The organism is Mangrovimonas sp. ST2L15, from assembly GCF_001280515.1.
GTDB classification, from domain to species: domain Bacteria; phylum Bacteroidota; class Bacteroidia; order Flavobacteriales; family Flavobacteriaceae; genus Mangrovimonas; species Mangrovimonas futianensis.
Window position 1 is genome coordinate 178,584 of the sequence record NZ_LBIQ01000035.1, and the last position, 25,425, is coordinate 204,008.

Below are 25,425 nucleotides of genomic sequence, written 5' to 3' on the forward strand. Positions count from 1 at the left end.
CCTTTTTATTTTTTAATCAAAATTCCGTCCATTGATGTTAGCAAAACAAGCTGAAAGAACAAACTTCTCTTCTATTATCAATAGAACTGAGTACCCCGATTTCTTGGACATTCAGATTCAATCCTTCCAGGATTTCTTCCAGTTGGAAACTAAATCAGAAGAGAGAGGGAAAGAAGGTCTTTATAACACCTTCATGGAAAATTTCCCTATAACTGACACACGTAATCAATTTGTTTTAGAATTTTTAGATTACTTTATTGACCCTCCTAGATATACCATCGAGGAATGTATTGAAAGAGGACTTACCTATAGTGTTCCTTTAAAAGCTAGACTTAAGCTTTATTGTACAGACCCAGAACATGAGGACTTCGAAACCATCGTTCAGGATGTATATTTAGGAACCATACCATACATGACTCCAAGCGGTACGTTTGTTATCAATGGTGCTGAACGTGTTGTTGTATCCCAATTGCACCGTTCACCAGGAGTTTTCTTTGGACAATCTTTCCATGCAAATGGAACCAAATTATATTCTGCTAGAGTTATTCCATTCAAGGGTTCTTGGATAGAATTCGCTACAGATATCAACAGTGTAATGTATGCTTACATTGACCGTAAGAAAAAGTTACCTGTTACCACTCTTTTCAGAGCTATTGGATTTGAAAGAGATAAAGACATTCTTGAAATTTTTGACCTTGCTGAAGAAGTTAAGGTTTCAAAAGCAGGATTGAAAAAAGTTATTGGCCGTAAATTGGCTGCTCGTGTACTTAATACATGGCATGAGGATTTCGTTGATGAGGATACAGGAGAAGTAGTTTCTATTGAAAGAAACGAAATCATTTTAGATCGTGATACCGTATTGGACAAGGATAATATAGAAGAAATCCTTGAGACTAGTGTAAAAACGATCTTATTGCACAAGGAAAATGCACAACAAGGTGATTATGCTATTATCCATAACACCTTGCAAAAAGACCCTACAAACTCTGAGAAAGAGGCAGTAGAGCACATCTACCGTCAATTGCGTAATGCAGAACCGCCAGATGAGGAAACGGCTCGTGGTATCATTGATAAATTATTCTTCAGTGATCAACGTTATTCATTAGGTGAAGTAGGGCGTTATAGAATGAATAAAAAATTAGGTCTTGATATCGGAATGGATAAGCAAGTGCTTACCAAAGAAGACATCATTACCATTATTAAATATTTAATTGAGTTAATCAACTCAAAAGCTGAAATTGATGATATCGATCACTTATCAAACCGTCGTGTACGTACCGTAGGTGAGCAATTATCATCTCAGTTTGGTGTTGGTTTAGCTCGTATGGCTCGTACCATTCGTGAGCGTATGAACGTTCGTGATAATGAGGTGTTTACTCCTATCGATTTGATCAATGCTAAGACATTATCATCTGTAATCAACTCATTCTTTGGTACCAACCAGTTATCTCAGTTCATGGATCAAACGAACCCATTGGCTGAGATCACTCACAAACGTCGTCTATCAGCTTTAGGACCTGGAGGTTTATCTAGAGAAAGAGCTGGATTTGAGGTTCGTGACGTTCACTATACACACTACGGACGTTTATGTCCTATTGAAACACCAGAAGGACCGAATATTGGTTTGATTTCTTCTCTTTCAGTTTACGCAAAAGTAAACTCGATGGGATTCATTGAAACGCCTTATCGTCCTGTTGTAGATGGTGTTGTTGATATTAAGGGAGAACCAATCTATCTAAGTGCCGAAGAGGAAGAAGAGAAATTGATTGCTCAGGCAACCGTAAAAGTTGATGACGCTGGAAAGGTATTGAATGATAAGGTTATTGCTAGAATGGAAGGTGACTTCCCTGTTGTTGAACCAGATAAAGTTCATTACACAGACGTTGCGCCAAACCAAGTAGCTTCTATTTCAGCTTCATTAATTCCTTTCTTGGAACATGATGATGCGAACCGTGCTTTGATGGGATCTAACATGATGCGTCAGGCTGTACCATTGTTACGTCCTGATTCTCCAATTGTTGGTACTGGTCTTGAAAGACAAGTAGCGAAAGATTCAAGAGTATTGATTAATGCTGAAGGAGAAGGAGTTGTTGAATATGTTGATGCTAGAGAAATTACTATTCGTTACGATAGAACTGAGGATGAAGCCAAAGTTAGTTTTGATGCTGAAACCAAAACCTATCCGTTAGTTAAATTCAGAAAAACCAACCAAGGTACTTCTATTAACTTGAAGCCAATTGTTAGAAAAGGTGATAAAGTTTCTAAAGGACAAGTACTTTGTGAAGGTTATGCAACTCAAACTGGAGAATTAGCGCTAGGTAGAAACATGAAAGTAGCCTTCATGCCTTGGAAAGGGTATAACTTTGAGGATGCGATTGTGATTTCTGAAAAAGTAGTAAGAGAAGACATCTTTACTTCTATTCATATTGATGAATACTCATTGGAAGTTCGTGATACCAAATTAGGTAATGAAGAATTGACAAATGATATTCCTAACGTTTCAGAAGAGGCTACTAAGGACCTTGATGAAAACGGTATGATTAGAGTAGGTGCTGAAGTAAAACCTGGAGATATTTTGATAGGTAAGATTACACCTAAAGGAGAATCTGACCCAACTCCAGAAGAAAAATTATTGAGAGCTATCTTCGGTGATAAGGCTGGTGATGTTAAAGATGCCTCTTTAAAAGCATCTCCTTCATTGAATGGTGTTGTTATCGATAAAAAATTATTTGCTCGTGCTATCAAAGATAAGCGCAAACGTGCAAAAGATAAGGAGGATATCGCGCAACTTGAAGCAGCTTACACTAGTAAATTTGATGAGTTAAAGGATAACTTGGTAGATAAATTATTCGCTATTGTGAATGGAAAAACTGCTCAAGGTATCTTTAATGATCTAGGGGAAGAAGTATTGCCAAAAGGTAAGAAATATACCTTGAAAATGTTACATGCTGTTGATGATTACACGCATTTAACTTCAGGTTCTTGGACTACTGATGATTATACGAACAAATTGGTTGCTGATTTAATTCACAACTACAAAATCAAGGAAAACGACTTACAAGGTTCTTTAAGACGTGAGAAGTTTACCATTTCTGTAGGAGATGAATTGCCAGCAGGGATCATCAAACTAGCTAAAGTTTATATTGCTAAAAAACGTAAACTGAAAGTAGGGGATAAGATGGCAGGTCGTCACGGTAACAAAGGTATTGTTGCCCGTATCGTAAGAGAAGAAGATATGCCATTCCTTGAAGATGGAACACCAGTTGATATCGTGTTAAACCCACTAGGGGTACCATCTCGTATGAACATTGGTCAGATTTATGAAACGGTTCTTGGATGGGCTGGTCAAAAGTTAGGGAAGAAATTTGCTACTCCTATTTTTGATGGTGCTACTCTAGACCAGATCAATGAGTTTACTGATGAAGCTGGAATCCCAAGATTTGGACATACTTACTTATATGACGGTGGAACAGGTGATCGTTTTGACCAACCTGCAACTGTTGGTGTTATCTACATGTTGAAATTAGGTCACATGGTTGATGATAAGATGCACGCCCGTTCTATTGGTCCATACTCATTGATTACGCAACAGCCTTTAGGTGGTAAAGCACAATTTGGAGGTCAGCGTTTTGGTGAGATGGAGGTTTGGGCTCTTGAAGCTTATGGTGCTTCAAGTACTCTAAGAGAAATCTTGACCGTTAAATCTGATGACGTTATAGGAAGAGCTAAAACATACGAAAGTATTGTTAAAGGTGAGCCTATGCCAGAACCTGGATTACCAGAGTCTTTCAACGTATTGATGCATGAATTGAAAGGTCTTGGACTAGACATTAGATTAGAGGAATAATATATCGTTCACCACCAATTTTTTGGTGGTGAATATTAGTTTACAATTAATTCGATAGTACCATATATTATGGCAAGAAAACAAGATAAGAATACAGTACAGAGATTTAATAAAATCTCTATTGGTTTGGCTTCTCCTGAATCTATTTTAGCAGAATCTAGAGGTGAAGTTCTAAAGCCAGAAACTATTAATTATCGAACTCACAAACCAGAGCGTGATGGTTTGTTCTGTGAGCGTATTTTTGGTCCTGTTAAGGATTACGAATGTGCTTGTGGAAAATATAAGCGTATCAGATATAAAGGAATTATTTGCGACAGATGTGGTGTTGAAGTGACTGAGAAGAAGGTTCGTCGTGATCGCGTTGGACATATTAACCTAGTTGTTCCTGTAGCACATATTTGGTATTTTCGTTCTTTACCAAACAAAATTGGTTATTTATTAGGATTGCCTTCCAAAAAGTTGGATATGATTATTTACTACGAAAGATATGTAGTTATCCAACCTGGTATTGCTAAAAATGCAGAAGGAGAACCTTTACAAAAAATGGATTTCTTAACGGAGGAAGAATATCTAAATATTTTAGAATCGATTCCACAAGAAAATCAATACTTAGAAGATACAGATCCAAACAAGTTCATCGCCAAAATGGGTGCTGAATGTTTGATTGAATTGTTAGAAAGAATTGACCTTGATGGCTTATCATATGAGTTAAGACATAAGGCTAATAATGAAACTTCTAAGCAACGTAAAACAGAAGCTTTAAAGCGTTTGCAAGTTGTTGAAGCGTTACGTGAATCTAACGAAAACAGGGAAAACCGTCCAGAATGGATGATTATGAAGGTGATTCCAGTTATTCCACCAGAATTACGTCCGTTAGTGCCATTAGATGGTGGTCGTTTCGCAACTTCAGATTTAAATGACTTATACCGTCGTGTAATCATCCGTAACAATCGTTTGAAGCGTTTGGTAGAAATCAAGGCTCCAGAAGTGATTTTGCGTAATGAGAAGCGTATGTTACAAGAGTCTGTAGATTCATTATTTGATAACACTCGTAAGTCTTCTGCTGTTAAAACAGATTCAAATAGACCACTTAAATCTTTATCAGACTCGCTTAAAGGTAAGCAAGGACGTTTCCGTCAAAACTTATTAGGTAAGCGTGTTGACTATTCTGCTCGTTCTGTAATTGTTGTAGGACCAGAATTGAAATTGTATGAGTGTGGTTTACCAAAAGATATGGCGGCTGAACTTTACAAACCTTTTGTAATCCGTAAATTGATTGAAAGAGGTATTGTAAAAACGGTTAAGTCTGCTAAGAAAATTATAGATAGAAGAGAGCCTGTGGTTTGGGATATTTTGGATAATGTCATTAAAGGACATCCAGTATTACTAAACCGTGCTCCTACATTACACCGCTTAGGTATTCAAGCGTTTCAGCCTAAATTAATTGAAGGTAAGGCAATCCAGTTGCACCCATTGGTAACTACGGCTTTTAACGCCGACTTTGATGGGGATCAAATGGCAGTTCACTTACCATTAGGACCAGAAGCTATTTTGGAAGCTCAATTATTAATGTTGGCTTCTCACAATATCTTGAATCCAGCAAACGGATCTCCTGTAGCGGTTCCTTCTCAGGATATGGTACTTGGTCTTTATTATATGACCAAAGAGCGTCGTTCTACTGATGAAGTTAAAATCAACGGAGAAGGATTGACATTCTATTCTCCTGAAGAAGTAGTCATTGCTTATAATGAGAAGCGTGTTAACTTGAATGCTGCAATTAAAGTAAGAACCTTTGATTTCAATGAAGAAGGAAAAATTGCACTTCAAATTATAGAAACTACCGTAGGACGTGTATTGTTTAATCAAACTGTTCCACATTCTGCCGGATATATCAATGAGGTTTTAACTAAAAAATCTTTAAGAAATATCATCGGTAGAATCTTGAAAGTTACTAGTGTTCCTGAAACAGCTGATTTCTTGGATGAAATCAAAGAATTAGGATATCGTTTCGCTTTCCAAGGTGGATTATCATTTAGTTTAGGTGATATTATCATCCCTGCTGAGAAGCAAAGCATGATTGACCGTGCCAATACACAAGTTGACGGTATCATGATGAACTATAACATGGGATTGATTACCAATAATGAGCGTTATAACCAGGTGATTGATATTTGGACCTCTACCAATGCTGAATTGACTGAATTGTCAATGAAACGTATTAGAGAAGATCAACAAGGATTCAACTCGGTATATATGATGCTTGACTCTGGTGCAAGGGGATCTAAAGAACAGATTCGTCAGTTAACTGGTATGCGTGGTTTGATGGCTAAGCCTAAAAAATCAACTGCTGGTGGTGGTGAAATTATTGAAAACCCAATTCTTTCTAACTTTAAGGAAGGTCTTTCAATTCTTGAATACTTTATTTCTACGCACGGTGCTCGTAAAGGTCTTGCGGATACGGCTCTTAAAACGGCAGATGCTGGTTACTTAACCCGTCGTTTGGTGGATGTGTCTCAAGATGTTATTATCAACACTGAGGATTGTGGTACGTTAAGAGGAGTAGAGGTTTCTGCACTTAAGAAAAATGATGAGATTGTTGAGTCATTATCTGACAGATTAATTGGACGTATTTCATTGAATGATGTATACGATCCGTTAACTGATGAGTTATTGGTTTCTTCAGGTGACCTAATTGATGAGAAAATTGCCAAGGCTATTGAAAACTCTCCATTAGAGTCTATTGAAGCACGTTCTCCATTAACATGTGAGGCACAACAAGGTATCTGTTCTAAATGTTATGGTAGCAATTTAGCTACTGGTAAGATGGTTCAAAGAGGTGAGGCTGTTGGTGTTGTTGCAGCACAGTCCATTGGTGAGCCTGGTACTCAGTTAACACTTCGTACGTTCCACGTGGGAGGTATTGCAGGTAACATTTCAGAAGAAAATAAATTGATCGTTAAGTTTGATGGTGTTGCTGAAATCGATGACCTTAAAACTGTTAAGGGAGAAGATAATGAAGGTAATGAAGTAGATATCGTTATCTCTAGAACATCGGAACTTAAACTTGTTGATAAGAAAACAGGAATTGTATTAAGTACAAACAACATTCCTTATGGTTCTAGCATCTTTATTAAAGATGGTCAAGATCTTAAGAAAGGTGATGTAGTATGTCAATGGGATCCATATAACGGGGTAATTATCTCTGAGTTTGCTGGTAAGGTGAAATATGAAAACATCGAACAAGGTGTAACATATCAAGTTGAAATCGATGAGCAAACAGGATTTCAAGAAAAAGTAATTTCTGAATCTAGAAATAAAAAGTTAATCCCTACACTTCATATCGAAGATTCTAAGGGAGAAACTATTAGATCTTACAACCTACCGGTTGGCGCTCACTTGATGATTAATGATGGTGAGAAGATTAAAGTAGGTAAAATCTTGGTTAAGATACCTCGTAAATCTGCTAAGGCAGGGGATATTACGGGAGGTTTACCACGTGTAACAGAATTGTTTGAAGCACGTAATCCTTCTAACCCAGCAGTGGTAAGTGAAATTGATGGTGTTGTTTCCTTCGGAAAAATCAAGAGAGGTAACCGTGAAATTATCGTTGAGTCCAAATTAGGAGAAATTAAGAAGTACTTAGTTAAACTATCAAATCAAATCTTGGTACAAGAGAATGACTTTGTGAAAGCTGGTATGCCATTGTCTGATGGATCAATTACTCCAGATGATATCTTAAATATCAAAGGACCATCTGCTGTACAACAGTACTTAGTGAACGAAGTTCAAGAAGTATACCGTTTACAAGGGGTGAAGATTAATGATAAGCACTTTGAGGTTATTGTAAGACAAATGATGCGTAAGGTACAAATCATTGATTCTGGTGATACCACGTTCTTAGAAGATCAATTAGCTCATAAATCTGATTTCATTAACGAAAATGACAAGATTTTCGGAATGAAGGTTGTTGAAGATGCTGGTGATTCTGATAACTTGAAGCCGGGTCAAATTCTTACTCCAAGAGAATTGAGAGATGAGAATTCTATTTTACGTAGAGAAGATAAGAATCTGGTTGTAGCTAGAGACGCTAGACCAGCTACAGCTTCTCCGATATTACAAGGTATTACAAGAGCGTCACTACAAACGAAGTCATTTATCTCTGCAGCTTCCTTCCAGGAAACTACTAAAGTTCTTAACGAAGCAGCTGTAAATGGTAAAGTGGACTATCTTGAAGGACTAAAAGAAAATGTTATTGTAGGTCACAGAATTCCAGCTGGTACTGGTATGAGAACCTATGACAATATAATAGTTGGTTCTAAAGAAGAGTTTGAAGAAATGATGCAAGCCAAACAAGAAGTAAATTATAACTAAAAAGAATTCCCGCGTTAAGCGGGATTCTTTTTTTAATTCATATCAAAGTATTATGGCAGAAGATCAAAAAAATAAAAAGCCAGGACAAATCAATATTGAATTGGATGAAAAAGTAGCAGAAGGAACTTATTCCAATCTGGCTATAATCAATCATTCGGTTTCAGAATTTGTAGTGGATTTTATAAGTATTATGCCAGGAACACCTAAGAGTAAGGTGAAATCTCGTATTATTTTGACACCACAACATGCCAAACGTTTGTTGAAAGCCTTAGCCGATAATGTGCAAAGATTTGAAAATAATCATGGTGAAATCAAAGATTATGAGCAACCACCGATTCCATTGAATTTTGGGCCAACAGGTGAAGCCTAATTAAAATTAAAAACCCTTTGAATATTCAAAGGGTTTTTTGTTTTTTAAAAGTTAGCTAGCTTGCTCGTTTCTTTGTATTTCTACAATACTTCAAAGCTTTTGAAGGGCATTTCTTGATTTGGTTGATAATTCTTTCAGACTCAGCACCATCGAGTTTAACCCATGGAATAACTGATGTTCTAAAAACATCCGAAAGCTCTTTAGCACATCTTTCGGCATGAATACACAACCTAGGTTCGTAGGTTACAGTAATGTCTTCATTACTGTACACATTGGCATGTGTTTCCATAAGTAGATTATTTTTGGGGTTTATAATCAAGTATGAATTTACAGATTGTTTTTAATATTTTCATAAAATAATCGACAATCAGCACCATTATTTTTAAATATTCTCAATTTCGTATAATAATTCTTACGGAATTGATATCGTTATTTAAATTATTAATTAAATTCTGATGTCAAATGAAATTTAATACTAGGATATTTTTGTTGTGTCATTTGTAATGAAAACATCGAGTCTGCCAAAAATACGAGTTGGCCTCTTTTATCTTTAGCCAAATAGCGTTGTTTTACTCTTAAGAATTCTTTGTATTCTTCATTTTTTGGATCATCAGGATCTACCCAGCATGCTTTGTGTACCGCAACACTTTCATAAGTACATTTAGCCCCATATTCATGCTCCAATCGATATTGTATGACTTCATATTGAAGTGCTCCTACGGTTCCAATGACTTTACGGCCGTTGAGTTCCAATGTAAATAACTGGGCAACACCTTCATCCATTAATTGATCAATACCTTTATTTAGCTGTTTTGATTTTAGCGGATCAGCGTTATTGATGTATCTAAAGTGCTCTGGAGAGAAACTAGGAATTCCTTTGTAATGGATTTCTTCTCCTTCCGTCAAGGTATCTCCAATTTTAAAGTTTCCTGTATCGTGAAGTCCCACTATATCTCCTGGAAAGGAGATATCTACAATTTCTTTTTTCTCAGCAAAAAAAGCATTCGGACTTGAGAATTTTAATTTTTTACCATGGCGTACGTGTAGGTAAGGTGTATTGCGCTTAAATTCTCCAGAAACAATTTTTATAAAGGCCAATCGGTCTCTGTGATTGGGATCCATGTTGGCATGGATTTTAAATACAAATCCGGAAAAACTTGTTTCATCAGGTTGTACCAAGCGTTCTTCACTTTGTTTAGGTCTGGGTTTCGGTGCGATCTCCACAAAGCAATCTAAAAGTTCACGCACCCCGAAATTATTAAGAGCAGAGCCAAAAAATACTGGTTGCTGTTCTCCATTTAAGTAAGCCTCTTTATCAAAGGTAGGGTAGATGCCTTCAACCAACTCAACCTCTTCCCTTAAAGTATTGGCTGCTTTTTCGCCTACTAATTTATCTAATTCGGGAGCACTAAGATCATTGATTTCTATAGTTTCCTCTATATCCTTTCTACTATCACCTGTAAATAGATTGATATTTTTCTCCCAGATATTATAGATACCTTTAAATTCATATCCCATACCTATAGGAAAACTTAATGGCACTACGTGAAGCCCTAATTTTTGTTCGATTTCATCCAATAGGTCAAAGGCATCCTTTCCTTCTCGGTCTAATTTATTGATGAAAACAATCATAGGAATGTTTCTCATCCTACAAACTTCAACCAACTTTTCAGTTTGTTCCTCAACCCCTTTAGCCACATCAATTACTACAATTACACTATCTACAGCCGTTAAGGTTCTAAAGGTGTCTTCGGCAAAATCCTTGTGCCCGGGAGTGTCCAAAATGTTAATTTTAAAACCATCATATTCAAAAGCTAGAACAGAGGTTGCAACGGAAATTCCACGTTGACGTTCAATTTCCATAAAGTCACTAGTTGCTCCTTTCTTTATTTTGTTGCTTTTTACAGCACCTGCTTCTTGAATAGCACCTCCAAATAAAAGTAGCTTCTCCGTTAAGGTTGTTTTACCTGCATCTGGATGCGAAATAATTCCAAAGGTTCGTCTTCTGTTGATTTCTTTTATAAAACTCATATTTTCACTCAAATGGGTTGCAAAGATACTATTATTAATGTCATATCGATAGTGAGTATGTCTATGATTTAATTTTAATATAAGTTTGATTAAATTTTTAAATCAGGATTGGTATTTTTACACTATGAAAGAGGAGAAAGTTATTTTAGTTAACGAAAAGGATGAACCCATTGGGTTGATGGAAAAAATGGAAGCACATGAAAAGGGTTTGCTTCACAGAGCTTTTTCAGTATTTGTTTTTAATGATAGAAATGAACTTATGTTGCAGCAAAGGGCTGCCCATAAATACCATTCCCCGTTTTTATGGACCAATACCTGTTGTAGCCATCAAAGAGAAGGGGAAAGCAATATAGAAGCAGGAAAAAGGAGGTTGATGGAGGAAATGGGATTTTCGTGTGATTTAGAGGATACAATATCCTTTATTTATAAGGCACCTTTTGACAATGGATTGACAGAACACGAATTTGACCACATTCTAATAGGGCACTATAATGAAGCTCCACAACTCAACCCAGATGAAGTTATGGATTGGAAATGGATGTCGTTGGAAGAAGTTCATGCTGACATAGCTTCACATCCCGAAAAATATACAGCGTGGTTTAAAATAATCTTTGATAAATTTTACGAACATATCAATATTTCAAAAGCATGAGATTAACGGTTAGTAGAAAAGCACATTTTAATGCAGCTCATAGATTATTCAGAAAGGATTGGAGTGATGAAAAAAACTTTGAGGTGTTTGGTAAATGCAGTAATCCCCATTTCCATGGTCATAATTACGAGTTAATTGTAAGTGTCACTGGGCGAATCAATCCTGAGACTGGATTTGTAATAGATATGAAGTTTCTTAAGGAATTGATTAGAGAAGAAATAGAGGAGGCTTTTGATCATAAGAATCTCAATCTAGAAGTTGAAGAATTTAAAGATTTAAACCCAACCGCCGAGAATATAGCTGTCGTTATTTATAAAAAATTACGTCCCAAATTACGAGAACAAGTAGATTTGGAAGTTACCCTTTATGAAACCCCAAGAAATTTTGTAACCTATACAGGTAGTTAATTATATGAATGAATTATTATACCCCATTAAATTTGAACCTATACTTAAGGAACGAATTTGGGGAGGTACCAAGCTTAAAACGTATTTTGGAAAATCCAGCAAATTGGAAAAAGTAGGAGAGAGCTGGGAAATAAGTGATGTAAAAGGGGATACCTCTGTGGTATCCAATGGACCTTTACAAGGAACAACATTGAAGGAATTACTCACTAAATATAGAGGAGGGCTTATCGGACTTCAGAATTATAAAATCTTTAATGAACAGTTTCCTTTGCTAATCAAGTTTATTGATGCTAAGGAAGATTTGTCAATTCAATTGCACCCAAATGACCAATTGGCAAAGGAGCGCCATAATTCTTTTGGAAAGACCGAAATGTGGTATGTGGTACAGGCCGATGAAAATGCCAATTTGATTGTGGGATTTAATCAGAAGGTGACTCCAGGAGTTTACTTGGAAAATCTGGAAAATAAAACCTTACCGGCTATTCTGAATACTGAGAAAGTGAAAGCAGGTGATACCTTTTTTATTGAAGTAGGTAGAATACATGCTATAGGTGCGGGAGTTATGGTAGCTGAGATCCAACAAACATCTGATATTACCTATAGGGTTTATGATTGGGATCGCCTAGATGACCATGGAAATTCCAGGGAGCTTCATAATGATTTGGCTATAGATGCCATTAACTATGATATGCCTGATAATTTCAAAATATCATATGAGAAGACGGTTAACCAAACAAATGAGATGGTAGAATGTCCCTATTTTAAAACCAACTTCATCCATTTGACAGATACCTTAATTAAGCATAACAGTAAGGATTCCTTTTTGATTTATATGTGTGTGGAAGGGGAAGCAGAAATTCAAACCCAAGATTACAAAGAAACCATTAAGCAAGGAGAAACCGTACTTCTTCCAGCAGCTGTAGAGCATTTTAAAATATTGGCTAAGAATGCAAAGCTATTGGAAGTTTATGTATAATTTTGCAGATACATTAAAATTATAAATTATGGCAAGTAAAAGAGACCTTAAGAAAGACATCAATTATGTTTTAGGTGATATTATTGAAGCTGTTTACGTTTGGGAATATTCCAATCCAGAAAAAGACACTAAAAAAAGTGAGGCAATTATTGATGAAGCAATTGAAACTTTTGATTCATTAATGGCAAAGGTTAGTGATAGAAGTGTTGAAGATAAAAAAGCACACTTTAAATCTATTAACCAAGAATTGGAAAGCAAAGGAAAAGAACTGATAGAAAAAGTAAATAAACTGAGCTAAGATTTAAAAAAAATGTTTGCAGATGTCAAATCCATGATTGATATTTGCAGCCGTTTTGCCTCCATAGCTCAGTTGGCTAGAGCAGCTGATTTGTAATCAGCAGGTCGTGGGTTCGAGTCCCTCTGGAGGCTCAAAAAAAATTCCACCTATTAGGTGGAATTTTTTTATTCTTTATTGTCTGCTATATGCTTTTCAAGCATCTTCCCGTATTTAGAGGCCTGCACTTTTGGAGTGAGTGATTGGTAAATGGTATCTAGCCATTTGGTTTGGGCATCGTAAATCTCGGTTAAGGTAATATAAGGAGCTACTTCACTGTCTTTATTATTGATTGCAAAGTTTACGGTAAATAAATACTTGCTTTTTAGTAACTTCTCCCAATCTTGAATATTTTTTTCAATCAAGGCACTATCTCCAGCTTTTTTGGCTTCAAATTCTTCCTTGATCAATTCCAGATTTTTATCCTTGTATCTTGTAATAACCTTTAGGTAATCTTCATAAAGTTTTTGTTGTTCAGACCCATTAATTTTGGCATCTACCATAAAGTTTTTTAGGGTAGAGTTTATCTCGGTAGTCCCCTTGTCTGCAAAAAAGACAATTTTTTCATCCGGTTTGCTTTGGTTGTTCTTATCTAAGCTTAGATAGAAAGCTTCTGGAGTTTCTATATCACTATAAAGTATAAAATCTGAGGAGCCATTCAAGGCAACAGAGTCCACAGTTACAATGGTAGAATCTTGTTGTTTTTCTAAATAAATGGTTCCTTTTTTTAGTCCTTCAATATGTCCTTTTACAGTAAGATCACGTTCTTTACTACAAGAGAGAATGGCTAATAAACAGATAAGGGCTGCTAGATGTTTCATTGAGTTAATTCAAATTTTAATGGAAGCAAATATCTTATAATTATTGGTTTTTTACTAACCTCCCGAGGCTATTTTCATTAATTCGGCACAAGCAATAGCGCCATAGGTTCCCACCACATAACCAAAGACGGCCAAAAGAGCACCAACTGTCGCCAATGAGGGATGAAAAGCAGCTGCAACCACTGGGGCCGAGGCTGCACCACCAACATTGGCTTGACTACCAACGGCCAAGAAAAAATAAGGTGCTTTTATCATTTTAGCTACTACAATCAAAAGAATAACATGAATTAGCATCCAAACCAGTCCAATTAAAATAAGTCCAGGGTTTTCAAACAATTTGGTGAGATCCATTTTCATTCCTATGGTGGCCACCAATATGTAAATAAAAACACTTCCAATTTTACTGGCTCCGGCGCCTTCTAGATTTTTGGCCTTTGTGAAAGAAAGGAGGATACCAATCAAAGTAGCAATAGAAATAAGCCAAAAGAACCCGCTTCCAAAGGATGATAAAGCGCTTTTAGGGTCACTAATAATTTCGAAATGACTGCTTAAAAAAGTGGAGATTTTTTCTGAGCCAAAATGCGCTAATCCTACCGCCACAAAGGCACACATTAATATGAGCATGTAATCGGTTACCGTGGGTACTCTTTTTATTTTTTCACTAAAGTTTTGAACTTTGGTTTGAAGTTCGTCTATTGCTGTATTATCAGCTTGTAACCAAGAGTCGATTTTTTTTCGTTTCCCGATTCCCAATAGGATAACTGCCATCCAAATATTGGCCACTACAATGTCAACTAAGACCATACCGCCATAAAGTTCTTGGTTGAATTCATATATTTCCAACATGGCTGCTTGGTTGGCTCCACCACCTATCCAACTTCCAGCCAAAGTAGCCAATCCCCTCCAAACGGCATCAAATCCGGCACCACCAACCGTTTCGGGAGAAAATATGGAAATGATTAAAATGGCGATAGGTCCACCAATGATAATTCCTATAGTGCCAGTAAAGAACATAACTAGTGCTTTCCAACCCAAATTAAAGACCGCTTTTAAATCGATGCTTAGAGTGAGTAAAACCAGAGATGCGGGTAGAAGATATCTACTGGCGATAAAATAGGTTTTGGAAATCTCATCAGAAATTAAATTTAAAGAACTAAAGATGGCCGGAATAAAATAGCACATTAAGAGTCCTGGAATGTATTTGTAGAACTTAGGCCAAAAACCTGTTTTTCTAGATTCAGTATAAAATACAAAGCCTAAGGCCAGCATTAATAAACCAAAAACGATGGCATCATTGGTAAAAACAGTTTCCTTTATCATAAATAAAAAGTTAAAGTGGCAAATTACCGAATACTTTATAAAACAAAAAACGACCTACCGGTCGTTTTTATCTTTTTTGGGTTCTCTTTTGGCTTCTTTCAGACTTTGCATGAGCATCCATTCTATTTGACCATTGGTACTTCGAAATTCATCCGAAGCCCATTTTTCTATGGCTTTCAGCATGTCTTCGTTGATTCGTAACGCAAAGGCTTTCTTTTTGCTCATAGTACTGGTTTTATATTTCGTACTCTTTCGACTTGAATTTTCTTATGGCATTGTAAAATTCTGAAGCTTTCTGAGTTCCTATTAAAATGGGTTTTTTTGAATTATATTTTATTTTGATTGCTTTATCTGTGCCAATGGAAGTGATACTATCCGTTTTAGAAAAAAAATTCCACTTACCTACACCGTAGCCATGATTCATGCTGGAATAATTTTGAATTTGAAAATCATTGATATTTTCAAAAGGAATTAACTTCCAGTTTCTACAAAAAGGGGGATACTTATAAGAAACTCCCTGGGCATCCACTTTGGTGTACAAAGCGGAAAATCTTATAAAAAGAGCAATGAAAACATTTAGCAATAAAATCATTCCTAGGCTAAACATAAATTCATTCATACTCATATTACCTTTTTTGACATCATTGTAAAGAATAAGTGAAACGACAAGTAAATCGGTGCCTAATAGTATGTAAATCCAATTCCCTACGCGTTGGGTTTCGTTAAATTCTTTAATCATGTTTCTACTATCTGTTTTTATCGCGTTCAAAGATGGCCACTGAAAAAGTTTGATGCATAAATTTTAATTCCCAACCTTCTCGAGAGTATTGATTTAGGAGTGTTTCCAGCTTTTCATTACGCTTTATCACTCCAGCCTTTGTATTAACTACTTTATATTCTTTCATTTCTAATGGTTTAATGTGCCTGCATTTACTATGGGAGAGGCATCTTTATCTCCACAAAGTATCACCATGAGGTTACTCACCATAGCAGCTTTACGCTCGTCATCAAGTTCTACTATTTCTTTCTTTCCAAGTTCGTTTAAAGCCATTTCTACCATGCTTACGGCGCCTTCAACAATTTTATGTCTGGCTGCTACAATGGCTGTTGCTTGTTGGCGTTTCAACATGGCGTTGGCTATTTCCTGAGCATATGCAAGGTAGCCAATTCTGGCCTCCAAAACTTCTATGCCTGCTATTGAAAGGCGTTCGTCTACTTCTTTTTCAAGAGCTTCACTCACCTCGTTAACGCTTGACCGAAGGGTAATGTCTTCTTCATGGCCGTCATCAGCAAAATTATCATAGGGATACATACTTGCCAGTTTTCTCACGGCGGCATCTGTCTGAACTTTTACGAAGTTCTCATAATTATCTACATCAAAAGCTGCTTTGTAGGTGTCTTGAACTCTCCATACCAAAATGGTACTTATCATAACTGGATTTCCCAATTTGTCATTTACCTTTAATCGTTCACTATCAAAATTGCTAGCTCGTAAAGAAATCTTCTTTTTAGTATATAACGGATTAACCCAATAAAATCCATTTTGTTTCACACTACCTACATATTTTCCAAATAGCAACAATACCCTGGAACCGTTAGGCTGTACCATAATAAAACCTGGAGCTACGAGTAAGGAAAGTACAATGATTAAAAGAAATAACGGATTTTGAGTAATAATGGTGCTTGCAATACCTCCAAAAAATAGAATAAGGAAAACAAACAACATGAGATAACCGTTGGCAGGAACAATAGTTTTTTCTTCTTTCATGATTATGATATTAAAATGATATCATAAATATATTAAAATTAATTAATAGGTGCTAATAATTTCTTAAAATCTTGTACTTGGTAACTTTGGCACGGGAATTGCCTTATATAAGATGTTACTACACATTGTGCTTGGACAGTGTGGTTACTTGAAAAGCGTGTAGTACTTTTTCATATTTTTTGGTTGGTTAGTTAAGTAAAAAAGCACCTTTCGGGGTGCTTTTTTCGATTTACTTGGAAGGGTTTTTTATAAACTTTGTCAGGGTAGTAAGCAATTCGGGGTTTACTTTTCTAAAGGTTTCTGCATAAGATTTGGAATTTTCCAAATCATCACCTTCTATGGTAAACAAAACATGGTTCATATTGTCAATAATCACCAATTTTGAATTTTTTGATGCTTTGTGCAAAGATTCTGCTTCTTCAATGGGGACTTGTAAATCTTTGGAGCCATTAACAATCAAAACAGGTATAGACAGTTGAGACAAAACTTCTATAGGTTTGTATTGAAACCAACTGCTCATAAAAGGCTGAATACTTTCATTGAATATAGAAGAAAGCTGTTGCGGGTATTCGCTTGTTGTTTTTCCTTCCTTTAAAAGGGCAATGACTCTTTCTGAATCTGCCTTATACATGGGAGCTGTTTTTTCAATTTCCTTAATAAGAACGTCATCAAAAGATTTTCCCGATCCAGCGAGTGAGATAAAACCATCTACATGCTGTTCGCTCGATAGCATTCCTACCAAACTTCCCTGTCCGTGACCTATTATGAAAATTTTATCAAAGGGACGTTCAATTTTAAAGTAATCCACTATAGCTTTTGCATCTGTAACAAAATCATTAAATACAATATCAGAATCTAGATTGCCTCTTCTTATTTGTTTAACGGTTCTCTTATCATATCTAAAAGTGGCGATATCATTTTGGGCCAAGCCTATAGCCAATTTTTTTAAGGAGTTGTTCTTTTGGAAATTTTGATTGCCATCTCTATCGGTAGGGCCAGAATCAGCAATAATGATTGCCAGAGTCTGGGTGGTTTCTTTTGGAGATAACAAACTACCGTCAATCATGGCATTGATAGCAATGTTTTCTTCCTCTAGATCCACATTTTCCTGTGCCTTTATAGTGGCGGACAAAAAGAAAAGGACAATGACAAAATATTTAATATACATAAAACAATAATAAGGATAGATTTAGCAACTACTTCTATAACGTAAATATCCTACCAAATAATTTATTTACCATGGAATTTTATGATAAATTATCATTCTATTTTTTGTGTAATTCGTCGATTAAAAGCGTTATTTCACCTACATATGTTAAAAAAATATGTATTTCATCGAAAAAAGATGTATTTAAACGTTTAAAATCAAATTAAATAATACTTTTGAAATGTACTAAAAGACATACTTTTTAGTTCAATGGATTAATTAATTAATATTTGCATTATGTTGTTGATACTAGAGACCCTAAATCTAACTACATTATAAAAGATGCAAATAAAACTAAACCGAGGTTGAGGGGCCTCGGTTTTTTTATTCAATTTTCCTAAAGGTCAAATTAATTCTTTCTCCTACTTCTTTTTGCGTTTTTGGAATTTGATGCAACCAAAATTGTTGCATGGGTGGTTTCATGATTAATAAGCTCCCCGAAGTTAAATCCAATTGATGTTTTTCTGTTTTTAAATTTCTGTGCTTAAATTGAAATTTTCTTGTTTCTCCAAAACTTAAGGATGCAATCGTAGGTGAAGAGCCCAATTCTTTCTCATTATCGGCATGCCATCCATTACTATCCTTACCATGTCTGTAAAAGTTTAAAAGGATGCTGGTGAATTTTTCATTGGTTGCCGATTCTACATCCTTTAAAAGCTTTAACAAAAGTTGAGTCATTTTATGAGGCCTCATAGTAATATTTGAATAGGAGTAAGGAATGCTATTGGTGGCATATAACGATGTTAACCTAGGTTGTTTATGAGTTTTACCAAAAAGTGTGATCTCGTCTTGCTGCCAAAGAATCTCTTCTTTTAGTGAATTGAAAATTTGAAGAGCTGAGGTGTTATCATAGAAACAAGGGTTATATATTAGCTCAGCATCTGGTAATTGGAATGTCTGTAAATCCTTAGGAAAAAGAGTCATACATTTTATTTAAATTAGCTTTCTATGAAATATACAATAAGTGTTTTAATCTTTGTGATTTTCGGTTTTTTTTCCACCCAAAAGGAACCAATTCCGGAAGGCTTTGTTTATGTTGATGAAATCATCCCTGATTTAGAAGTTGAATTACGTTATTATTCCATACATAATTTTGTAGGCGATACCATTGCCGGATATCATGCCAATAGATTGATTCTCACCTTGGAGACGGCAGAGGCTTTAAAAATGGTTCAAGAAGATTTAGAAAATGAAAATTTATGTCTAAAAGTGTATGATGGTTATAGACCACAACAGGCAGTTAATCACTTTGTGCATTGGGCAAGGGAATTAAATGATACTATAAATAAAGAGGAATTCTATCCAGATGTCAAGAAGCATAACCTTTTTAAAGAAGGTTACATAGCTTCCAAATCGGGACATAGTAGAGGGAGCACTGTAGATTTGACCATTATTGATGCAGAGACTTCAGAACCCCTTGACATGGGAAGTCCGTATGATTTTTTTGGTGTTCAATCTTGGGTATCTTATCAAAATATTTCGGCAAAACAAAAGGAGAACCGTTTACGTCTACAAAGGGTCATGCAGAAACATGGATTTAGAAGCTATTCCAAGGAATGGTGGCATTTCACTTTGAGAAATGAACCATTCCCCGATACTTATTTTAACTTTTCTATTAATTAATACGATAAATCGGGTAATTCAAGTGGGCAGGCTCGTAATTATCGCTTCTTTGAAATAACCATTCCAATTGGGCATACCAATTTTTTGCAAAGTTACTATCGGTATACTTTTTGTTTTCAAATTCCCGTTTCAAATTGGGGTTCTGCTTCAGCATTTCAAATGCCTTATCTTCCCAAACATAGGGGGAGAAGCCTTCTTTTTGCTGCAGAATAGTATCAAAGAAATTCCAATTGAAAAAGGAATCTGGTGCTTGAGGCTCTAAAGTTTCCAGCAAATATCTGATACCTTTCTGCTGTGTATTGATGATATAATCTCCTGCTCTAAATGTTTTTTCAACTTTTGACGAAAGAATTCGAGTATTGTAATGAAGGTAATGACCTTCATAAGGAGAATTTCGTGTTTCGAAAGATTGGATTCTATAACTTTCTACAGAAATGGTGGTATCCTTTTGAATCTGGGTCATTTCTATTTGATTCAGTTTTAAAAGCTCAATCACATGATGCCAACCTTGCGGAATGACATAAGCCTTTGGGATATCCACTTCAACCGAAGGCACAAAATAATTTTGATAATTGACTTTTTTTGAAAAAGGTTGGTCGCGATGGTATTTTAAACGATTTAAACCCGTGACTTCACTGGTAATAATTTCTCCTTCATAACCTTTAAATTCAAGTGTCGAAAATCTGGTAGTATCGATTTTGTAATCTAAAGGGTAGCTTTGGTTAGGTTTATAATGAGTCGCTTGTAGTTCCTTTAAAGCTCGAATTTTTTCTCCATGTGTCTCGGTCAAGTTCACAAGGGTCTGCATGAATAAGTAGGTGCCTTCAACACGTTGCTTGTAGGGTTTGAGCATGTGGGTTTCAAGCATCATTCCCAGTGTGCCCCATAAAGTTGTATAGCCTGTGGAATAGCGTGGATAGTCCATAAATTGACTGAATCCTTTTTCGGGAACTGCGTTAAATACATTGACATAAGGCGTTATGTCCCATGATTTTGATGCAAGTTCTTGCTCCAGTTGAGGTCTGAATGTTTCATGGATAAAGGCACCCATGGGGCCTCCCATTTTATTGTGTTGTGTAAATAAATGTGTGAGAACATATTGATAATCGGCACCGTTACTCACGTGATTGTCTATAAACACATCTGGATTTACCAAGTGGTATATTTCTGCAAAGGATTTAGCATTCTCGGTATCACATTTTATAAAATCCCTATTCAGGTCATAATTTCGGCTATTGCCTCTAAAACCATATTCCTTAGGTCCATTTTGATTGGCTCTGGTTCCTGAATTTCTATTCAAGCTACCGCCAATATTATAAATAGGAATGGTTGCTATAATCGTATTTTTAGGAGCTTTAAGCTGGCCACTGGCGTAATCTCTAAAAAGCATCATGGTAGCATCAATACCATCTGGTTCTCCTGGGTGAATACCATTATTGATTAAGAGGATACCCTTGTTTTTTCTGTTTGAATCAAAATCAAAATTCCTTTCAGGATCAAAGGTGACTAGGTGAAGTCGCTCCCCTGAATCGGTAATGCCCATACTGTCCACAGTAATTGTTGGATAGGCCGCTGCCAAGTTCTGGTAATAGGCAATGACGTCATAGTAGGCTGCTGTTTCCAATCCATTGGATTTTTCAAATTGTGTAACGAAATTTTCTTGGCAAAAACCATACTTAAACCAAAGGCATAAGATTCCTATAATGATGTAAAAAAATCTTTTTTTCATGGAATTCCTTTTTGAAGAAAATAATTAGGGACTAAAATTGTAAATTTTATTTCAGATAGGCAATTTTGAATCTTCATTAAAGGCATTCTAGAATAGAGGGGCAGACTACTATGTTTGCTTCTAAAACTTGTAAACTTGGATATTAACCTTATTTTTGCAGCTTAAACCAACTTATCATGACGGAATTCATCAGAAAGAGAGCGGCAAATGCCAAAAATGATATTTTAAGTGGAATTACGGTAGCTCTGGCTTTAGTGCCAGAAGCGGTTGCTTTTGCTTTTGTAGCCGGCGTTGATCCTTTAGTTGGTTTATATGCAGCCTTTATGATTGGTTTGATCACATCCATTTTTGGAGGCCGTCCTGGAATGATAAGTGGTGCCACTGGGGCACTGGCTGTAGTGATGGTTCATCTGGTTGCCGAAGGAAATGCGATGGGGGCAGAAGGGGAGAACTTAGGATTATATTACCTGTTTGCAACAGTTATTTTAATGGGGATCATTCAAATGTTGGCTGGTGTTTTTAAACTTGGAAAATTTGTAAGACTGATTCCACACCCCGTAATGATGGGATTTGTCAATGGTTTGGCCATCGTTATTTTTATTGCCCAACTTGGGATGTTTACATCCATAGAAAATGGAACGGCAGTTTGGATGCATGGAAAAGAATTATGGGTAATGATTGGTCTGGTAGTTCTTACCATGGGAATTATGTTTGGGTTGCCTAAATTGACCAAAAAACTTCCAGAGGCCCTAATAGCTATATTAGTGGTATCGGCCATTGTTATTTTTGGCGGTTTGGATGTTGCTACCGTAGGAAGTTTTATTCGTGAAGGTGGAGGTAGTGGTCTCGAAGGTGGACTTCCTTCTTTCCAATGGGATATTTTTAATAAAGTACCTCTTAATTTACAAACCTTAAAATTCATTGCGCCATATGCACTGATTTTAGCAGCGGTTGGGTTAATAGAATCTTTAATGACTTTAAATCTTATTGATGAATTAACCGAAACCAGAGGAAATGCCAATAGGGAATGTTTAGCTCAAGGAGGGGCAAATATTGTAACTGGCTTATTTGGCGGAATGGGTGGCTGTGCCATGATTGGACAATCAATTATCAATATCAAGGGAGGTGGAAGAACACGATTATCAGGAATTGTGGCCGCTATAGGATTACTCATGTTTATTCTTTTTGGTTCTTCGCTTATTGAGCAAGTGCCTATTGCAGCTTTAGTAGGTGTAATGTTCATGGTAGTCATAGGGACCTTTGCATGGAGTAGTTTTAGAATTTTCAATAAAATTCCTCGAAGTGATCTTTTTGTTTTAATTCTTGTTTCTGGGTTAACTGTGATTTTTGATTTGGCCATAGCGGTGTTTTCAGGAGTGATAGTCAGTGCCTTGGTTTTTGCTTGGGAAAACGCCAAACGCATTAGAGCTAGAAAAAGAATGCGTGCCGATGGTACTAAAATTTATGAAATTTGGGGACCACTTTTCTTTGGATCTATTAAGGCATTTAATGAAAAGTTTGACGTTAAAAATGATCCAGAAAAGGTAGAAATTGATTTTGTGGAATCTAGAATTAGTGACCATTCTGCCTTGGAAGCAGTTTACAATTTGGTTAACAAATATGAAGAAGCAGGAAAGTCAATCAAGTTGAAACACTTAAGTGAAGATTGTAAAGAATTGCTTTATAAATCCAGTCCTAAATTTAGGGAAGTGGTAGTAGAAGATATTGATGACCCCAGATATCATTTGGCTGCCAATCCTGAAAAGTTTACCAAATCACTATCTGAATACGATTTCTAAAAGGTTTATTTAATGACTACGCTATCGGGAACCAATTGGGTGTAGTTCCCATTGTTTTTGATAACATCCCTAACAATGCTGGAGCTGATGTAGGAGGTCTTGGCTGCCGTTAAAAGGAAAACAGTCTCAATACCTCCAGAAAGATGTCTGTTGGTGTGTGCAATGGCCTTTTCAAACTCAAAATCAGCTGGATTTCTCAGACCTCGCAAGATAAAGGGAACTTCTATTTCATTACAAAAATCAATGGTAAGACCAGTATAGGTTACCACTTTCACCTTGGATTCATCTTTAAAGGCGTCTTCAATAAACTTTTTTCGCTCTTCCAGTGAAAACATATATTTCTTGTCGGAGTTTATTCCAATGGCAACAATAATTTCATCAAACAGCTTGACGCCTCTTTGAATAATATCATAATGGCCTAATGTGATTGGGTCAAAAGATCCAGGAAATATAGCTCGTTTCATCGATTAATATTTTGTAGCAGATTTTGATTGATAGTTATAAACCTTCGAGGTTATAAAATTACAGATTTTATTTCAAAGCTTCTTCAATGGCATTTTCAAAGAGTTCAGACAAGGATATTCCAGCTGCTTTGGCTTGTTGAGGTAAAATACTCTCTTTTGTTAGGCCAGGAACGGTATTGACTTCCAACAAATGCGGCTCTCCATCCTTAAAAATAAATTCACTTCTTGAAAAGCCAGTCATTTTTAAAACTTGATAAATCTTTTTGGCTTTTTCCGAAACCTTGTAGGTCCACTCATCACTTATTCTGGCTGGGGTGATTTCTTGAGATTGTCCCAAGTATTTAGCTTGGTAATCAAAAAAATCATTGTCGCTTACAATTTCAGTAATCGGCAATACTTTGATTTCTCCCTGGTAGGAGATGACTCCCACTGAAACTTCGGTCCCATCCAAAAATGATTCAATAATGATTTCATCATCTTCCTTAAAAGCAATATTAATAGCGTCTTTCAATTTTTCCTTTTCATAAACTTTGGTGACTCCAAAACTGCTTCCGGCTTTATTAGCTTTTACAAAACAAGGTAACCCAACTTTTTTGATTATAGCTTCTTCATCAATATCATCCCCAAAATTCAAATAGAAGGATTCTGCTGTTGCGATGCCATATGGTTTTAAAACACTAAGACAGTCTCTTTTATTAAATGTTAAGGCTGCTTGATACATCCCACAGCTGGTTTGGGGAATTCCTAATAAATTAAAGTAGGCTTGCATAAAACCATCTTCACCAGGGCTACCATGTATAGCATTGAAAACACAGTCAAAAGTGATTTTTTCTCCATCATGGATAATTGAAAAATCATTTTTATCAACTGGAAATTCAATGTCATTGTCATTCACATAAACCCATTTGTTTTTGAAAATGTGAATTCTATAAGGGGTATATTTATTGGAGTTTAAGGTTTCGTATACTACGTTACCGCTTTTTAAGGATATTTCATATTCACTCGAATATCCTCCCATTATGATGGCTATGTTTTTTTTCATGTAGATAAGAAACGATGGTAAAATATCGTTAAGCTAAAATATCACTAATAAATCAAAAGTAAAAACAGTTCGGTTTTTATATATTTGTTGGGTAAAAAATTATAAATGAGTCTGATTAATTTCCTGAGAAGTAAAGCTTTTTTAAAACAAATTGTCTTGGCTGTAGTAGCCATTTTTGTTATCAGCTTTTTGTTGTTGAGATGGTTGAATAGTACCACCAATCATGGTGAATTTGAGACTGTTCCAGATTTAACGGGGAAATCCATAGAAGTTGCTAAAATAGCTTTGGATGATAACCACTTGCAAATGGAAGTATTGGATTCTTCAAATTTTAATCCCGATTATCCAAAGTATTCGGTTATAGAACAAGATCCGCCAGCTGGGAAACAAGTTAAGGAGGACCGAAAAATCTATTTAACCTTGAATCCATCCGGTTACAGAAAAGTTATGGTTCCAGAGTTAAGGGAGAGAACCTTAAGACAGGCCAAACCAACCTTGGAGGCTTTGGGTTTTGAATTGGGCGAATTAACGTATAAAGACAACATTGCGAAAGATGTGGTTTTAGGAGTGATTTATGATGGAAAACCTTTGGAGGCTGGTGAAATGCTGCCCAAAAAATCCAAAATAGATTTAGTATTAGGAAACGGAAATAGACCAGAATAGG

The 25,425-nt window shown here is 36.0% G+C and carries 23 protein-coding genes and 1 tRNA gene; 11 read left to right on the forward strand and 13 right to left on the reverse strand.

Annotation, left to right across the window (positions count from 1 at the left end; translation table 11 throughout):
• The first annotated feature begins 34 nt into the window (after positions 1 to 34).
• The 3 genes from rpoB (at position 35) to ZA07_RS13895 (ending at position 8,588) form a co-directional block, all read left to right on the forward strand.
• On the forward strand, positions 35 to 3,847 hold the full coding sequence (gene rpoB / locus ZA07_RS13885) for a DNA-directed RNA polymerase subunit beta (RefSeq protein ID WP_053972366.1): 3,813 nt from the start codon (positions 35 to 37) through the stop codon (positions 3,845 to 3,847).
• A 69-nt stretch (positions 3,848 to 3,916) separates the two neighbouring features.
• Positions 3,917 to 8,218, forward strand: a complete 4,302-nt coding sequence (rpoC, locus tag ZA07_RS13890) for a DNA-directed RNA polymerase subunit beta' (protein WP_053972367.1) — start codon at positions 3,917 to 3,919, stop codon at positions 8,216 to 8,218.
• 52 nt (positions 8,219 to 8,270) lie between these two features.
• Positions 8,271 to 8,588, forward strand: coding sequence for a DUF3467 domain-containing protein (locus ZA07_RS13895; protein WP_053972368.1), 318 nt, complete (start codon positions 8,271 to 8,273; stop codon positions 8,586 to 8,588).
• A gap of 55 nt (positions 8,589 to 8,643) precedes the next feature.
• Here the strand turns inward: ZA07_RS13895 and ZA07_RS13900 are convergent, their stop codons facing one another.
• Together ZA07_RS13900 and ZA07_RS13905 are read right to left on the reverse strand one after the other, a co-directional pair.
• The gene (locus ZA07_RS13900; RefSeq protein WP_053972369.1) at positions 8,644 to 8,877 is read right to left on the reverse strand and encodes a (4Fe-4S)-binding protein; all 234 of its coding nucleotides are present in this window, start codon (positions 8,875 to 8,877) and stop codon (positions 8,644 to 8,646) included.
• A 152-nt stretch (positions 8,878 to 9,029) separates the two neighbouring features.
• On the reverse strand, positions 9,030 to 10,619 hold the full coding sequence (locus tag ZA07_RS13905; RefSeq protein WP_053972370.1) for a peptide chain release factor 3: 1,590 nt from the start codon (positions 10,617 to 10,619) through the stop codon (positions 9,030 to 9,032).
• Positions 10,620 to 10,743: 124 nt separating this feature from the next.
• Here ZA07_RS13905 and idi point away from each other — a divergent pair, with 124 nt between their 5' ends.
• The 5 genes from idi (at position 10,744) to ZA07_RS13930 (ending at position 13,083) form a co-directional block, all read left to right on the forward strand.
• A complete protein-coding gene (gene idi / locus ZA07_RS13910) occupies positions 10,744 to 11,271 on the forward strand; it encodes an isopentenyl-diphosphate Delta-isomerase (RefSeq protein ID WP_053972371.1) in 528 nt (175 codons plus the stop codon).
• Positions 11,268 to 11,678, forward strand: coding sequence for a 6-carboxytetrahydropterin synthase (locus ZA07_RS13915; RefSeq protein WP_053972372.1), 411 nt, complete (start codon positions 11,268 to 11,270; stop codon positions 11,676 to 11,678). Before idi ends, ZA07_RS13915 begins: the two co-directional genes overlap by 4 nt.
• Before the next feature lie 4 nt (positions 11,679 to 11,682).
• A complete protein-coding gene (locus ZA07_RS13920; protein ID WP_053972373.1) occupies positions 11,683 to 12,654 on the forward strand; it encodes a type I phosphomannose isomerase catalytic subunit in 972 nt (323 codons plus the stop codon).
• A 28-nt stretch (positions 12,655 to 12,682) separates the two neighbouring features.
• A complete protein-coding gene (locus ZA07_RS13925; RefSeq protein ID WP_053972374.1) occupies positions 12,683 to 12,952 on the forward strand; it encodes a hypothetical protein in 270 nt (89 codons plus the stop codon).
• A 57-nt stretch (positions 12,953 to 13,009) separates the two neighbouring features.
• Positions 13,010 to 13,083 (forward strand) — tRNA-Thr (locus ZA07_RS13930).
• 33 nt (positions 13,084 to 13,116) lie between these two features.
• Here the strand turns inward: ZA07_RS13930 and ZA07_RS13935 are convergent.
• The 8 genes from ZA07_RS13935 to ZA07_RS13960 all read right to left on the reverse strand — a co-directional run bounded on the left by ZA07_RS13935 (position 13,117) and on the right by ZA07_RS13960 (position 19,028).
• Positions 13,117 to 13,809, reverse strand: a complete 693-nt coding sequence (locus ZA07_RS13935) for a DUF4369 domain-containing protein (protein WP_053972375.1) — start codon at positions 13,807 to 13,809, stop codon at positions 13,117 to 13,119.
• 54 nt (positions 13,810 to 13,863) lie between these two features.
• Positions 13,864 to 15,129, reverse strand: coding sequence for a DUF819 domain-containing protein (locus tag ZA07_RS13940; RefSeq protein WP_053972376.1), 1,266 nt, complete (start codon positions 15,127 to 15,129; stop codon positions 13,864 to 13,866).
• A 54-nt stretch (positions 15,130 to 15,183) separates the two neighbouring features.
• Complete coding sequence (locus tag ZA07_RS15935; protein ID WP_082316614.1) at positions 15,184 to 15,354, reverse strand: Arc family DNA-binding protein; 171 nt, start codon at positions 15,352 to 15,354, stop codon at positions 15,184 to 15,186.
• A 10-nt stretch (positions 15,355 to 15,364) separates the two neighbouring features.
• Positions 15,365 to 15,868 carry a hypothetical protein gene (locus ZA07_RS13945; protein ID WP_053972377.1) on the reverse strand — a complete coding sequence of 168 codons (504 nt, stop codon included), beginning with the start codon at positions 15,866 to 15,868 and terminating at the stop codon, positions 15,365 to 15,367.
• A 7-nt stretch (positions 15,869 to 15,875) separates the two neighbouring features.
• Positions 15,876 to 16,034 (reverse strand): DUF4177 domain-containing protein, encoded by a 159-nt coding sequence (locus tag ZA07_RS15940; RefSeq protein WP_082316615.1) that lies wholly within the window; start codon positions 16,032 to 16,034, stop codon positions 15,876 to 15,878.
• 2 nt (positions 16,035 to 16,036) lie between these two features.
• Positions 16,037 to 16,897 (reverse strand): SPFH domain-containing protein, encoded by an 861-nt coding sequence (locus ZA07_RS13950; protein ID WP_053972378.1) that lies wholly within the window; start codon positions 16,895 to 16,897, stop codon positions 16,037 to 16,039.
• A gap of 229 nt (positions 16,898 to 17,126) precedes the next feature.
• A complete protein-coding gene (locus ZA07_RS13955) occupies positions 17,127 to 18,065 on the reverse strand; it encodes an alpha/beta hydrolase (RefSeq protein WP_053972379.1) in 939 nt (312 codons plus the stop codon).
• Positions 18,066 to 18,428: 363 nt separating this feature from the next.
• Entirely contained in the window at positions 18,429 to 19,028 is a 600-nt protein-coding gene (locus ZA07_RS13960; RefSeq protein WP_053972380.1) for an alpha-ketoglutarate-dependent dioxygenase AlkB, read from the reverse strand.
• Between the two features lie 24 nt (positions 19,029 to 19,052).
• Here ZA07_RS13960 and ZA07_RS13965 point away from each other — a divergent pair, with 24 nt between their 5' ends.
• Positions 19,053 to 19,727 carry a M15 family metallopeptidase gene (locus ZA07_RS13965; RefSeq protein ID WP_053972381.1) on the forward strand — a complete coding sequence of 225 codons (675 nt, stop codon included), beginning with the start codon at positions 19,053 to 19,055 and terminating at the stop codon, positions 19,725 to 19,727.
• On the opposite strand, the gene ZA07_RS13970 is transcribed toward ZA07_RS13965, so the two are convergent.
• Complete coding sequence (locus ZA07_RS13970) at positions 19,720 to 21,456, reverse strand: M14 family metallopeptidase (protein WP_053972382.1); 1,737 nt, start codon at positions 21,454 to 21,456, stop codon at positions 19,720 to 19,722. The two genes, ZA07_RS13965 and ZA07_RS13970, sit on opposite strands and share 8 nt — an antisense overlap.
• Before the next feature lie 176 nt (positions 21,457 to 21,632).
• Between ZA07_RS13970 and ZA07_RS13975 the strand changes: the two genes are divergently transcribed.
• Positions 21,633 to 23,255 carry a SulP family inorganic anion transporter gene (locus ZA07_RS13975; RefSeq protein WP_053972383.1) on the forward strand — a complete coding sequence of 541 codons (1,623 nt, stop codon included), beginning with the start codon at positions 21,633 to 21,635 and terminating at the stop codon, positions 23,253 to 23,255.
• Positions 23,256 to 23,260: 5 nt separating this feature from the next.
• On the opposite strand, the gene coaD is transcribed toward ZA07_RS13975, so the two are convergent.
• Together coaD and ZA07_RS13985 are read right to left on the reverse strand one after the other, a co-directional pair.
• Positions 23,261 to 23,719: a pantetheine-phosphate adenylyltransferase gene (coaD, locus tag ZA07_RS13980; protein ID WP_053972384.1), complete on the reverse strand. Its 459-nt coding sequence runs from the start codon at positions 23,717 to 23,719 to the stop codon at positions 23,261 to 23,263.
• Between the two features lie 67 nt (positions 23,720 to 23,786).
• Positions 23,787 to 24,761, reverse strand: a complete 975-nt coding sequence (locus ZA07_RS13985; protein WP_053972385.1) for a D-alanine--D-alanine ligase — start codon at positions 24,759 to 24,761, stop codon at positions 23,787 to 23,789.
• Between the two features lie 105 nt (positions 24,762 to 24,866).
• On the opposite strand from ZA07_RS13985, the gene ZA07_RS13990 reads away from it, so the two are divergent.
• Positions 24,867 to 25,424: a PASTA domain-containing protein gene (locus ZA07_RS13990; protein WP_053972386.1), complete on the forward strand. Its 558-nt coding sequence runs from the start codon at positions 24,867 to 24,869 to the stop codon at positions 25,422 to 25,424.
• Position 25,425 lies beyond the last annotated feature (1 nt).

Bases quoted from the DNA above. Each gene is read 5' to 3' on its own strand.
- ZA07_RS13990 (WP_053972386.1), top strand. From the start codon at position 24,867: ATGAGTCTGATTAATTTCCTGAGAAGTAAAGCTTTTTTAAAACAAATT.
- rpoC (WP_053972367.1), top strand. From the start codon at position 3,917: ATGGCAAGAAAACAAGATAAGAATACAGTACAGAGATTTAATAAAATC.
- ZA07_RS13900 (WP_053972369.1), bottom strand. From the start codon at position 8,877: ATGGAAACACATGCCAATGTGTACAGTAATGAAGACATTACTGTAACC.
- ZA07_RS13945 (WP_053972377.1), bottom strand. From the start codon at position 15,868: ATGATTAAAGAATTTAACGAAACCCAACGCGTAGGGAATTGGATTTAC.
- ZA07_RS13975 (WP_053972383.1), top strand. From the start codon at position 21,633: ATGACGGAATTCATCAGAAAGAGAGCGGCAAATGCCAAAAATGATATT.
- ZA07_RS13960 (WP_053972380.1), bottom strand. From the start codon at position 19,028: ATGACTCTTTTTCCTAAGGATTTACAGACATTCCAATTACCAGATGCT.
- rpoB (WP_053972366.1), top strand. From the start codon at position 35: ATGTTAGCAAAACAAGCTGAAAGAACAAACTTCTCTTCTATTATCAAT.
- ZA07_RS15940 (WP_082316615.1), bottom strand. From the start codon at position 16,034: ATGAAAGAATATAAAGTAGTTAATACAAAGGCTGGAGTGATAAAGCGT.
- ZA07_RS13895 (WP_053972368.1), top strand. From the start codon at position 8,271: ATGGCAGAAGATCAAAAAAATAAAAAGCCAGGACAAATCAATATTGAA.
- ZA07_RS13985 (WP_053972385.1), bottom strand. From the start codon at position 24,761: ATGAAAAAAAACATAGCCATCATAATGGGAGGATATTCGAGTGAATAT.
- ZA07_RS13950 (WP_053972378.1), bottom strand. From the start codon at position 16,897: ATGAAAGAAGAAAAAACTATTGTTCCTGCCAACGGTTATCTCATGTTG.
- ZA07_RS13925 (WP_053972374.1), top strand. From the start codon at position 12,683: ATGGCAAGTAAAAGAGACCTTAAGAAAGACATCAATTATGTTTTAGGT.
- ZA07_RS13970 (WP_053972382.1), bottom strand. From the start codon at position 21,456: ATGAAAAAAAGATTTTTTTACATCATTATAGGAATCTTATGCCTTTGG.
- ZA07_RS13920 (WP_053972373.1), top strand. From the start codon at position 11,683: ATGAATGAATTATTATACCCCATTAAATTTGAACCTATACTTAAGGAA.
- ZA07_RS13935 (WP_053972375.1), bottom strand. From the start codon at position 13,809: ATGAAACATCTAGCAGCCCTTATCTGTTTATTAGCCATTCTCTCTTGT.
- ZA07_RS13965 (WP_053972381.1), top strand. From the start codon at position 19,053: ATGAAATATACAATAAGTGTTTTAATCTTTGTGATTTTCGGTTTTTTT.
- ZA07_RS15935 (WP_082316614.1), bottom strand. From the start codon at position 15,354: ATGAGCAAAAAGAAAGCCTTTGCGTTACGAATCAACGAAGACATGCTG.
- ZA07_RS13940 (WP_053972376.1), bottom strand. From the start codon at position 15,129: ATGATAAAGGAAACTGTTTTTACCAATGATGCCATCGTTTTTGGTTTA.
- coaD (WP_053972384.1), bottom strand. From the start codon at position 23,719: ATGAAACGAGCTATATTTCCTGGATCTTTTGACCCAATCACATTAGGC.
- ZA07_RS13905 (WP_053972370.1), bottom strand. From the start codon at position 10,619: ATGAGTTTTATAAAAGAAATCAACAGAAGACGAACCTTTGGAATTATT.
- ZA07_RS13915 (WP_053972372.1), top strand. From the start codon at position 11,268: ATGAGATTAACGGTTAGTAGAAAAGCACATTTTAATGCAGCTCATAGA.
- ZA07_RS13955 (WP_053972379.1), bottom strand. From the start codon at position 18,065: ATGTATATTAAATATTTTGTCATTGTCCTTTTCTTTTTGTCCGCCACT.
- idi (WP_053972371.1), top strand. From the start codon at position 10,744: ATGAAAGAGGAGAAAGTTATTTTAGTTAACGAAAAGGATGAACCCATT.